Consider the following 240-nt stretch of genomic DNA (forward strand, 5'->3'; position numbering starts at 1 on the left):
TCATGTTGCCGTTAGTGTTACCACCAACAATGGTATTACTGCCGACTCCAAAATCACCGACTGACAGCATGTCGCCGCTTGTGCTGTATGCATCGCGTAATGCCGCACTTCCTAAACCGACGTTTTAACTGGAAGGTTGCCCAGGCCAGTGAATCTTAAACGGATAACCAGCTTGCTCACTAATGTCACGCAAATTTTGTCTGTATTCCGCCCATTCCTTGTCTACAGGTTCGCCAGTTT

At 47.9% G+C, this 240-nt stretch carries 1 protein-coding gene; it reads right to left on the minus strand.

The genetic code is table 11. The features are described from left to right. Positions 1-124: 124 nt before the first annotated feature. Positions 125-240 (minus strand): phage tail assembly chaperone (locus MUA00_RS21255; RefSeq protein WP_408639678.1); only part of this gene is annotated, 116 nt, incomplete at its 5' end.

The organism is Dryocola boscaweniae, assembly GCF_025215095.1.
GTDB classification, from domain to species: Bacteria; Pseudomonadota; Gammaproteobacteria; order Enterobacterales; family Enterobacteriaceae; genus Dryocola; species Dryocola boscaweniae.